7 protein-coding genes and 1 pseudogene are annotated in these 11,923 nt (G+C 44.5%); 4 read left to right on the forward strand and 4 right to left on the reverse strand.

The genetic code is table 11. From position 1 onward, the window contains the following. Positions 1–151 (reverse strand): annotated as a pseudogene (locus F6K57_RS21265) (IS4 family transposase); the annotation flags it as partial. A 196-nt stretch (positions 152–347) separates the two neighbouring features. Between F6K57_RS21265 and F6K57_RS21270 the strand changes: the two are divergent. The 4 genes from F6K57_RS21270 to F6K57_RS21285 all read left to right on the forward strand — a co-directional run bounded on the left by F6K57_RS21270 (position 348) and on the right by F6K57_RS21285 (position 5,494). Continuing rightward, positions 348–1,439, forward strand: coding sequence for a DUF1822 family protein (locus F6K57_RS21270; RefSeq protein WP_293070530.1), 1,092 nt, complete (start codon positions 348–350; stop codon positions 1,437–1,439). A gap of 340 nt (positions 1,440–1,779) precedes the next feature. Continuing rightward, positions 1,780–1,902, forward strand: coding sequence for a hypothetical protein (locus F6K57_RS21275; protein WP_293030003.1), 123 nt, complete (start codon positions 1,780–1,782; stop codon positions 1,900–1,902). 75 nt (positions 1,903–1,977) lie between these two features. Further along, positions 1,978–4,338: a CHASE2 domain-containing protein gene (locus F6K57_RS21280; protein ID WP_293030000.1), complete on the forward strand. Its 2,361-nt coding sequence runs from the start codon at positions 1,978–1,980 to the stop codon at positions 4,336–4,338. A 364-nt stretch (positions 4,339–4,702) separates the two neighbouring features. Next, the gene (locus tag F6K57_RS21285; protein ID WP_293029997.1) at positions 4,703–5,494 is read left to right on the forward strand and encodes a DUF928 domain-containing protein; all 792 of its coding nucleotides are present in this window, start codon (positions 4,703–4,705) and stop codon (positions 5,492–5,494) included. A 204-nt stretch (positions 5,495–5,698) separates the two neighbouring features. Here the strand turns inward: F6K57_RS21285 and F6K57_RS21290 are convergent, their stop codons facing one another. The 3 genes from F6K57_RS21290 to F6K57_RS21300 all read right to left on the reverse strand — a co-directional run. Then, a complete protein-coding gene (locus F6K57_RS21290) occupies positions 5,699–8,524 on the reverse strand; it encodes a CHAT domain-containing protein (RefSeq protein ID WP_293070533.1) in 2,826 nt (941 codons plus the stop codon). After that, positions 8,521–8,643 (reverse strand): hypothetical protein, encoded by a 123-nt coding sequence (locus tag F6K57_RS21295; RefSeq protein ID WP_293019598.1) that lies wholly within the window; start codon positions 8,641–8,643, stop codon positions 8,521–8,523. Before F6K57_RS21295 ends, F6K57_RS21290 begins: the two co-directional genes overlap by 4 nt. Before the next feature lie 247 nt (positions 8,644–8,890). After that, a partial coding sequence (locus tag F6K57_RS21300; RefSeq protein WP_293070535.1) for an S-layer family protein occupies positions 8,891–11,923 on the reverse strand: 3,033 nt, incomplete at its 5' end.

The raw sequence follows: 11,923 nt of genomic DNA on the forward strand, positions 1-11,923 counted from the left end.
GTAATGATAAAAATCTTTGAATTCTTTTTCTTCTACTTTCAAATTTAATGGGTAAAGGGAGAGCATTGGCTATTTTTTCTAAGTTAACTTTTTTAATTGACTGTAAGAGATTGAGCAAAATTTTCAAGAAAATATATTCGGCTAGACTCAATTGACTTTTTAGGTGGTTTTGGTAAAATGCTGGTCACATTGTCGATAAGTAGGTCTTGTTGCAAATTTAGAGACCTACTTTTTTTTACCACAAAATGCTACTACCTTTACATAGCGAGCCTTTCAGCCTGTTTCGTCACCCCTTCAGGCTCCTACGTTAGGGAATACTATGATTGGACTCAGCACAGGATGTAATCATGACGTCTACCATTAAGTCGTACATTAAACCGTTAACCTTTAAAGTTCCGCTAGCTTTAGCAGCACATCGCAGAGCAAAGGAATTTCAACAGCACCAAGCTAATCTGACTAAAGCCAAACAGGTTTATTTCAATACTCTGGCAGTGTATGCAGTTAACTTTTACTTGCGGTGTATGGGATTTGAGACAAACTTAGAGAAAAGCGACAGTTGGAACCCAGTGATGCAAACCCTGATGGATGTTGCGGATCTGAGTGTGAAAAATCATGGTAAGTTGGAGTGTAGACTTGTTTTACCTGAGGCTAAGTGTGTCAAAGTTCCAGCAGCAGTCTGGCAGGAACGAATTGGTTATGTGGCGGTGGAGCTTGATCAAGCATTGGAGGAGGCAACTCTGCTAGGATTTATTGATACAGTGGTAACAGAAGAATTACCCCTCAACCAATTGCGAACCCTGAAAGAGTTACCGCCACACATTAGAGAGTATCGGCAATGTCCTAAATCCCAGGCAGGGGCAAAGCAGTCGAGCCATAGTCATGCTCTCAAACCCAAGGTCTTCTGTCCCGATGCTTCACCCTCCAACACTATGGAAACAGACTCTAGCCAACAACAGCAACCACAAAGCCAGACAGCAGTAGTGCGATTAAGCCAGTGGTTAGACAATAGTTTTGATGCAGATTGGAAGACTGTGGAAACTATCTTACAGCCAGCACCGGAGCCTTGGCTGGATTTGAGAAGTTTCCCCTTTGACCAACCTAGTAAAGGATTGCATACTACCGTGGGAGTAAAACGAGGTAAACTACTCGGTTCGGAAATCGCCTGGGGTGGTGAGAAGGTGGCTTTATTTGTAGAGCTACATCCAACGGACTCACCGAAAATGAATATATTCATTGAACTTTATCCTCGTGGTGATAGAGACCGTCTTCCCAAGAATCTACAGATTATGGTGCTGGATCACGAGGGAATTGCGGTGATTCAAACCCAAGCTAGAGAGACGGAAAATATTAAGTTGCAAGTAAGTGGTGAACCGAGAGAACGTTTTAGCATTAAGTTAGTTTTGAATGATGTCAGTATTACGGAAAATTTTTTAATCTAAAGTTAGCGGCGATTGCGCTACCGGTATGCTTCGTAAACCCAGCCTTGTATTAATCCGATTATTAATTAGATATAATATTACTATAGCAGTTGTCTAGATTTTGGCTTATAGGAAGTAGGGGTAATAAAGGGGATTTGGTATTATTATAGGAAAGCCCGAGTAAGTAGGGCTAGTTTTTTAGTGAGAAACTGACTCAGGGAAAGCATCGTCTATAAATCCATCGCTATTGCATAAAATTTCTTAATCAGAAGTAAGGGGTAATGGGGAATATTTTTATCGATTACGTAAGCATTCAGCAGTCAGCAGTCAGCAGTCAGCCAAGGCCAAAGGCCTTTGAGCCATGCACGCTACGCCCATGATGGGTGATAGCACCTCAAGTAGCGTGGCACAGGCTTTGGCCTTGGCCTTTAGGCCACGCGGGGCGCGTTTGGCCACGCTGTGCGAACGACGCTGGGGCGCATAATCTGATAGCTGATAGCTGATAGCTCAATACTTACTCGATTACTAATACTTAATACCTAATAAATAATTACCAAAAATGGGAAAGTTAGTTGTCCTGAGTCTAGATGATGATTCCCAGCAGCAGGGGTTTCAGGTACGCTTAGAAATTGGTGAAGAAGGGTCACGCCCAACGCTGGAAATGACAGGTTACTTGCCTGCAGATTCAGAACTCACTACTTACTTACAAGACCATTGGCGCGAAAAATATCGGAGCCTAGGTTCACCCGCGAGAATCCAGCCCGGAAAAATTATCTATGGTGGTTCCATTAACCAAAAGCTCAAGGAATGTGGGGATTCAGCCCATGAGTTAGGTAATAGACTAAAACGATGGCTGGATTCTGAACAGTTTCGTCCCATTGATAAGCGATTACGGGAAGAGTTAAACCCAGAGGAAACCATTCGGGTGCTGATTCGCACGGAAAATACCCAGTTACAAAAGCTGCCTTGGCATCTGTGGGATTTTTTTGAGCGTTACCCCAAGGCTGAATTTGCTCTGAGTGGAAAACAGTTTAAGCGACCCGAAGGCTCTGCACCTACCGGGAAATCTAAAGTTAAAATTTTAGCAATTTTAGGTCATAGTGCTGGTATTAATATTAAGGCAGATCGACAACTGCTGGAGAATTTATCTCATGCAGAAACCGTCTTTTTAGTGAAGCCCAAACATCACGAAATTAATGACCAGTTATGGGAGCAACCTTGGGATATTATCTTTTTCGCAGGACATAGTGAGACAGAGGGGGAAACGGGTCGAATTTATATTAATCCTACTGATAGCTTAACCATTGATGAACTGTGGTATGCCCTCAAAAAAGCCGTGGCCCAGGGCTTAAAACTGGCAATTTTTAATTCTTGTGATGGGTTGGGATTGGCACGGAAACTCCATGATTTGCAAATTCCCCAAATGATTATAATGCGGGAGTTGGTGCCAGATCAGGTCGCTCAAAAATTTTTGAAGTATTTTTTGAACGGGTTTGCTAATGGTAAGTCTTTATATCTGGCAACGCGGGAAGCACGGGAGAAATTGCAGGGGTTGGAGCGTCAGTTTCCCTGCGCCAGTTGGTTGCCAGTAATTTACCAGAATCTAGGACAAGAACCCCCAGCTTGGGAAGATTTGTACCAAGAGTCAGAAATACCATCAGAAATACCATCAGAAATACCATCGGAAACACCATCACAAACACCATCACAAACACCATCGGTCTCTTCTAAAGGCAAGTGGCGTAGTGTCCAGAGAGTGCTGCTATCTAGCATAGTGGTCACTAGCTTGGTAATGGGAGTGCGATCGCTTGGCCTATTGCAGCCCTGGGAACTGCAAGGGTTTGACCAGTTGATGCGGCTGCGACCCCATGAAGGACCAGATCAGCGACTGTTATTAGTCACAATCACTGAAGAGGATGTGCAGTCTCAACCTAAGGAAGAAAGAAGAGCCGCCTCCTTATCGGATCGTTCCTTAGCCAAACTGCTGGCAAAGCTGGAGCAGTATCAACCGAGAGCTATTGGTTTGGATATTTATCGGGAGAATCCTGTGGGAGGGGAATACCAGGATTTAGCGACTCGGATGCAAACTAGTGATCACTTTTTTGCCATCTGCCAATACGGAGACCCAGGAGTTTCCCCACCTCCAGAAGTCCCAGAGGTTCGCCAAGGCTTTAATAATGTTTTACTCGACCCCGATCGCATTATCCGTCGCCATTTGTTGGCTGTAGGGTCACCATCTCCTTGTCAGAGCTACTACTCATTTAATGTCCAGTTGGCAACACGTTATCTGGCTGATCTAGGAATCCAGTTGGAGGTGACAGAAAATTACTTAAAGCTTGGCACTACAGTTTTTAAGACCCTAGAAAAGGATTCTGGTGGATATCACAATCTAGACTCTCGTGGTCAGCAACTATTACTGAATTATCGAGCTTCCGGTCAAATTGCTGAGACCGTTTCCCTTGCAGAGGTTTTTAGGGATCAGTTCAATCCTGACTTAGTCAGGAATCGCATTGTGATCATCGGTACCATTGCGCCTAGTTTTAATGATAATTTTTGGCGCACACCCTACAGTGGTGGTCAGTGGTCTGTTGAGACCATGAGTGGGATAGAAATTCAGGCACAGATGATCAGTCACATCCTCAGTGCAGTGCTGGATAACCGACCGTTGATTTGGTGGTGGTCTGAGCCTGGTGAAGCGCTCTGGATTTGGTGCTGGGCTGCGCTCGGGGGTACGGTTGCTGGAAACTTTAACGTGCTGCGTTCCGTCCTGTTGGGTACTGGAACTGCTGTGGTTGTTTTATATGGAAGTTGCTGGGTTTTGCTTATAGTAACAGGTGGTTGGGTGCCATTAATTTCCGCTACTATAGCATTGGTGGCTACTGGTGTGGTCGTTTACTGTCGTTTAGAGAAGAGATCATAGTAATTGACTCGTAATTAGTAATTAGTCTTTTGTGATCTACATTAAGTCTCTTGCTAGTTACAAATGACCAATGAATAATGATACCAAATTACTTTTGATAACCCCCCTTTAGCCGCGACTTATTATAGTGGTTGATGCTATAATAAATTGGGCTAATTATAATATAATAAAAAAAATTTGTCTGCCCATACTGACTAAAAATGGGATTATTAACCCGGATTTGGTATGACTAATTACTAATAACTAATCACAACACTTGACCGGATTTTTATCTGGAAGTTGTGATATACAGGGGTGTTTATCTGAATCCATCAATTGGATATATCAGGTAAACATCTATCGATGTTGATCTGAATTTTGAGTTATGATGTTAACTAAATTATTTCGGCTTAAATACCTATTTGCCTCTAATTTAGTCTTTGTTGGCTGGATCAGCTGTTTCTTGGTCTCCCGAGTAGAGGCTGATCAATCCATCAATCTTGGGCAAGTACCAATTTACTTTATCCAACCCAATCCCAAACCCCCAGACAATGGGACTCCTTCTGCTCCCCACGGTACTGGAACCCGTGGTGATTGCCTATACAAGCCGGAGCTTCCACTACTGACTCCTTTAGTAGGTGGTTATAATTTGGATTTAAGCGTAAGTGATTATCCAACCTTTTGGATATATCTACCTTACACCTCAGAGGATGCACCGTCGGGAGAATTTTCCTTGCAGGATGAGGATGGGGAAAACGATATTTACCGAGAATCTGTTAAGCTACCAGACCAGCCAGGCATTGTTAGTATTACGCTTCCTAAGACAGAAAATCCCTTGGAAGTTGGTCAAACCTATCGCTGGAATCTAGAGATCAATTGCCCTTCTACGGAATTATCCAATGAATTACCAACTCCAGCGTCTGTGACAGGACTAGTTCGCCGAGTTGCCCAGTCTAAAGACTTAGAAAGGGAGTTAAATGGGGCTAATACTCCTCTAGAGAGAATTGCAGCTTATGGCAAGCATCACATATGGTATGATACCCTAACTGAGCTAGCTGAATTACGGCTGCAAGATCCACAAAATATGAATCTTGAAACTGCTTGGATTAAGCTATTGACTGATCAAAGTTTCGTAGAAACAATTTCTAAAACAAACATTTTGGGTAACCTTCAGTAAATTATAGCGGTGCTCGTTTTAGAAGTTAGAAGTTAGAAGTTAGAAGTTAGAAGTTAGAATTATAACAGACAACCTACCCTACACCGAATACGGGGCGAACAACATTTAACCTCTCAACCTGCAACATTCAACCTGCAACATTCAACCTGCAACATTCAACATTCAACCTCTAATATTCAACCTTTAACTTAAACATACTGGAATTCACAGCCAATTCCCAACCAAAATAAATGGTGCCCAAATATGAGGACGATGGTAGTCTGTGCTGGGATATTTCTTCTTCAGAAACGCTAATTGAGCATTTCGCAGGGCTTCGGCTTTAGTCAACTGTGAATTATTTAACTGTTGGTAGAACTGATTCATAAATTCGGCTGTAGAGGCATCATTAACTTGCCACAAGGTGGCTAGGGTACTGCGTGCTCCTGCTCTAATCGCTATCCCAGCTAGTCCTAAAGCGGCTCGTTTGTCCCCAGTAGCAGTCTGACAAGCACTCAGCAACAACAGTTCAATGGGGGTGGTGCCACTGGAGTCACTCATCCGTAGTAAGTTATCTAAATCCTTGACTTTGATGCGTTCATCCCAGTCTAGGATAAATGTTTGCTCTGGGTTGGAACTGAACTGGCCGTGAGTGGCAATATGAACAACATTGAAAGACGCTGCTGTTAGTTGATTTTGCAGGTTTTCTTTGATAAATTCTTGATTTTCCAGTTTCTGACTACGGTTGACCTGTTCCCCAATTTTGGTTAACTCGAATCCTACGTTATCGATTGGTCCTAAACCTTCTTTTTTAAAGCTGGGAGCGTTAGTAGCTCCAGCAATTAGGGCTGTTAGCTGTTGCCGTGGCAATGGTTTGGGGTCCACTAACTGTAAGCCAGGGGTCACAGCTACAGCATACCGTTCTATTAAATACTGTTTGCCATCATAAAGGGCTGCTACAGGAACATTTCGTAATGACCCATCTAGAACAAATACTAGGGTTTTTATTGGGCTTTGGTCTGCCTCAGGGTTACTCTCTAGTTCTTCTTCAAAGGGTCTGATTAGCCAGTCATAAATTTGTTGGGATTCTTTTTTGACTTTGCTAATACTAGTGCTACGTCTTCTTAGGAAATTCCTGAACTTTTTGACCGCTTCGTCTACTTGAGCTTCTGATATGTTATGATGGATATAGTAACGCAAGTTATCTGGTTCAGGCAATTTGAGGATTACCGCTAAGCCGTCTTTTAAGATAATCGGGTAAATGACCGCTGCTGTAGGGTCTAAATTATCAATGTTGACCTTTTCTGGCTTGGCGCAGGCGTCTCGAAAGAAGTTGTCGATTTCAGCAAGCTGGAGTGCTTCAATAGCATCACGGGCTTGTTTGAGATTATCGTTACTTGGTTGAGGAGAACGCAATAGTAAATCAACTAACTGTCGATAAACCGGTTCTACTTGTTCTCGGAAGGAAAACTGGATGTCAGGATTGAGAGTAACTAAATCACTCCGTAAATTCGTTAAGGTATTAGAGGCTTGGGTATAATAAGCGATCGCATTCTGGATCAGGTCGCTTACTGTTTCACTATCACCATTTCTGGTTTTAGTGGCTTGTTCGGCTTCAGCCTTAAGTATACGTCCCATTTGCCACTGCCACTGATAAGCAATATCTGGTGCATTAATCCCTTGGGCAATCAGAAGCGCTGACTTGGTAAAGGTTATGGCATTTGACGAATCTTTAGTTTGTTCAAACCAGTTACCAAGGGTGCCCAGGGCATAGGATTCTGCTCGTTTGTCTTCTAGGGTTTTAGCTTGCTCAATGGCTGTGTTGAGTAGTTGAGCAATGTCTTGGGAATTGGGAATTGGTGTGGGAATTGGTTTGGTAATTTGCGTACGCAATTTTCGATTTCTGATCTTGATCAGACTTTGAGCGAAATTTACGTGGGCGTAAACTGATGCTCTACTGGATGGTAATTTAGTTAGCAATGTCTGGATTTGTGGCAACAACGCTTGAACAGATTTCTCCTGGTCTGTTTCGATGAGTAAACTTAGCTGATTCAATTGTGCTTGAATTTGGGTGATAGGTGAGGTGGTGGTTGCTGCTGCTTGTTGATAGTGAGTTATCGCCTCTTGGATATGCTGCTGGAATGCTTTGTTATTATTCAAGTCTTTTGCTCTTGTGGCTAAGGCTCGCTCAGTATTACCTAAACTCAGTAACACTTGACTCTGGGATTCTGGAGATTTTATTCGTTGTGCGACTGTCCAACTTTTGGTTAAGGTCTGTTTAGATTGCTTTAAATCCCCTGCTTGTCGAAACACATTACCAAGATTGTGTAAGCCAATAGCTTTTAGAGGAGAATCCGGTTGTGCCAGCAGGGTTTGTCTTACCTGAGTCAATAGCTTCTTGGCTCGACGGTAAAGTCCCAAAGACTGCATCGCTTGGGCTTGATTAATCTGGCTACCAAGCACACCAACCCGATCATTGGCTTTAGCATACAGTGCTTCAGCATTTTGCCAGGTGTTCAGGGCAGCTTCAGCATTTCCCTGTACCAATTGCAAACGCCCTTGAGTGTTCAACACTTTAGCCAATACTCCCTCACCGCCCCTGGATACAGTTTCTAGCAACGACAAACTGGAGTCAATGGCTGCTTGGGCTTTATCCCATTCCCCAAGTTGCTGAGTGACTAAGGACAGCAAACACAGGGCTTGGGCTTGGTTGAGGATATCTCCTGTGGCTTGATAAGCTTGTGCCGCCTGCTGCAATACTCGTGCAGCATCAGAATATTGTCCAGCATCGTAATATTGTTTGCCTTTTTCCAGCAGCAGGTAGTGCTTCGTGCTTCCTGCTTGCTGTTGTGTCTTGCTTACTGTTGCGTTCTGCTCACTGTTATTGAGTGCTAATAGGTCAGTGCTGATAGTTGAGTGCTGATGGCTGACTGCTGATGGCTGAGTGCTGATGACTGAGTGCTGATGGGCAGCATAGAAGGGTAGTGCGTGTACACCACGGCTTAAGATTAGCCCCAACAAGGTCATTAAAATAAACTGAATTAGGCGCTTCATTTATGGCAGTTCTCAATTCGGTTAGGTACACAGTCCCGGGTTTTTAGGGAACAGGGAACAGGGAACAGGGAACAGGGAGCAGGGAGCAGGGAGCAGGGAGCAGGGAAAAGCGATCGCACAGCTTCCCCCTTGTTAAGGGGGACGGGAGGGGGATCTATCTTGTTAAGGGGGACGGGAGGGGGATCTATCTTGTTAAGAGGGACGGGAGGAGGATCTATCCTCTGGCTTCCCCCTTGTTAAGGGGGACGGGAGGGGGATCTATCTTGTTAAGAGGGACGGGAGGAGGATCTATCCTCTGGCTTCCCCCTTGTTAAGGGGGACGGGAGGAGGATCTATCCTCTGGCTTCCCCAGAAAACTCACCGCAGCTACTTAAAGGTTTGGTGAAGCATCGGACAATCTACTTGATGTAACCACGTACCCTTCGGAGTCACTATGACTGGATGGGCGGTGAGAATTACCTCCCCGTTGGCACCGATAACCCAGCCTTGGGCTTCTACAATTTGTTTAGGTTTAGGGTTATTGGTCTGTGGTTGATTAATCTGTAGTTGATGCTGCCTTGACCTTGACCGACGTTTTCTGATCCTAGTTTGAGGTTGCTCAGTGATACGCCAATCGTCCCATGTAGCATTGGGGTTCAGGGTTTCGTTAGGAGAAATCGGTAAGCCACCACGACCTGTGGCAATAAATTCACTGCCCTCACCGGCAGCACAGAGGTTTTTTTCAATTAGTTGAGAGACATCAATGACATCGCTTGGCAATTCCGACAACCCTCGGCTGGGGTCAATTTGAGGTGCATTGATGTTGACGGTACCATCTACACCAAACTCAGAGCTAGCGGTAATGTCACTGAGGGGAGTGAGGTTTTCTCGGAACTCTAGCCCAATGATACCTTGGGTGGTGATGTTGATATTGCCGCCATTGCCTTCAAAAGCATTAGCAGTAATGTCGCTATTTTCTTGACGAATGCCTATGATAAAGGGAGCATTAATCGTAATATTGCCGCCGTTTCCACCAGCTTGAGCAGTACCTGCGGTAGTGGATATTTTACTCTCCCGTCGCAAGAACAACAACTCGTCAATGGTTAAGGTAATATTGCCCCCTTGGTTGCTAGCCGTTTCTGCGGATAGCTCTGCTTGATTATTAAGGGTGAGTGTGCCTGCCTGAAGCTCAATATTGCCCCCTTTTCCGGTGCCTTGGCTATCTACAGCTATCTTGGCTCCATCCCGAATGGTGACAGTTCTGGGGTCAACGAAAATATTGCCACCATCGCCGCTAGAACCGGACGTGGTGTTGGCAAACAGCCCACTTCCAGTTCCAGCTAAAGTAATATCATCTCGTACTTCCAGAGTAATATCACCAGCCTGGTTAGTACCTTCGGTGGTGGTTCTGACGTTGCCACCGTCGGTAGCCTCAAACCGATTGGCCTCAATTATTTCAATGTTGCCACCCTTACCACCAGAAGTTGTAGTGGCTGACACCTGTGAGTCTCCCTGGATGGTCACTTGCTTAGCCTGAAGGGTGATGTTACCGGCATCTCCATCACCAGCAGTGCTGGAAGTTATTTCAGATTCATTGGTTAAGGTAAGCGATCGCGTTTTTAGATCAATATCCCCACCATTACCAACTGCACCAGGGTTTACTGCTGTGGATATGGAACTATTCCGATTAAGGTCAACCTGTTGAGCCTCTTGTATTTTGATTTGACCGGCATCCCCTTTCCCAGAAGTGCTGGCAGTTATTTGAGAGTCATTAGTTAAGGTAAGCGATCGCGTTTTTAGATCAATATTACCGGCTTTTTCAGCATCTGCTCCAGAGTTTACTGCTGTGGATATGGAACTATTCCGATTAAGGTTAACCTGTTGAGCCTCTTGTATGAAGATACTACCAGCATCGCCCTGAGCATCAGTACTAGCAGTTATTTGAGATTGATTTAATTTTAGCGTCCGCGTTTTTAGATCAATATCCCCACCATTACCAACTGCACCAGGGTTTACTGCTGTGGATATCGAACTCTTCCGATCAAGGTTAACCTGTTCAGCCTCTTGTATTGTGATACTACCGGCATCCCCTATCCCAGAGGTGCTGGCAGTTATGTTAGAGTCATTGTTTAAGGTAAGCGATCGCGTTTTTAGATCAATATTGCTAGCTTTTTCGGCAACTGCACCTTCCTTAATCTCTGTAGATATCGAACTATTCCGATTAAGGTCAACCTGTTGAGCATCCCGCACTTGGACTTGACCGGCATCGCCCTGAGCATCAGTACTAGCAGCAGTTATTTGAGATTGATTTAATTTTAGCGTCCGCGTTTTTAGATCAATATTCCCACCATCGCCAACTGCACCAGGGTTTACTGCTGTGGATATCGAACTCTTCCGATTAAGGTTAACCTCCTCTGCGTCTGGGATGGTGATACTACCGGCATCTCCGGTACCGGCAGTACTCGCTTCAATTTGCGACTGATTGTCCAGGGATAAAGACTTGGTTTCAATCTCGACATTCCCACCATTGCCAACTGCTCCAGTATTGACTGCTGTGGATATGGAACTGTTCCGATCAAGGTTAACCTGTTGAGCCTCTTGTATGGTGATACTACCGGCATTCCCTATCCCAGAGGTGCTGGCAGTTATGTCAGAGTCATTGGTTAAAGTAAGCGATCGCGTTTTTAGATCAATATTGCTAGCTTTTTCGGCAACTGCACCTTCCTTAATCTCTGTAGATATCGAACTATTCCGATTAAGGTTAACCTCCTCGGCATCTGGGATGGTGATACTACCTGCATTTCCGTTACCGGCAGTACTCGCTTCAATTTGCGACTGATTGTCCAGGGATAGAGACTTGGTTTCAATCTCGACATTCCCACCATTGCCCTCTGCTCCAGTATTTACTGCTGTGGATATGGAACTATTCCGATTCAGGTCAACCTGTTGAGCCTCTTGTATGGTGATACTACCGGCATTCCCTATCCCAGAGGTGCTGGCAGTTATGTCAGAGTCATTGTTTAAAGTAAGCGATCGCGTTTTAATATCAATATTGCTGTCAATATCAATATTGTTGTCTTTTTGGACAATTGCACCTTTCTTCACCTCTGTAGAGATCGAACTATTCCGATTAAGGGAAACTTCCTCTGCGTCTGGGATTTTGATACTACCGGCATTTCCGTTACCGGCAGTACTCGCTTCAATTTGCGACTGATTGTCCAGGGATAGAGACTTGGTTTCAATCTCGACATTCCCACCATTGCCCTCTGCACCAAAGTTTACTGCTGTCGATATGGAACTATTCCGATTCAGGTCAACCTGTTGAGCCTCTTGTATGGTGATACTACCGGCATTCCCTATCCCAGAGGTGCTGGCAGTTATGTCAGAGTCATTGTTTAAAGTAAGCGATCGCGTTTTAAT

Source organism: Moorena sp. SIO4A5 (assembly GCF_010672005.1).
Classification (GTDB): domain Bacteria; phylum Cyanobacteriota; class Cyanobacteriia; order Cyanobacteriales; family Coleofasciculaceae; genus Moorena.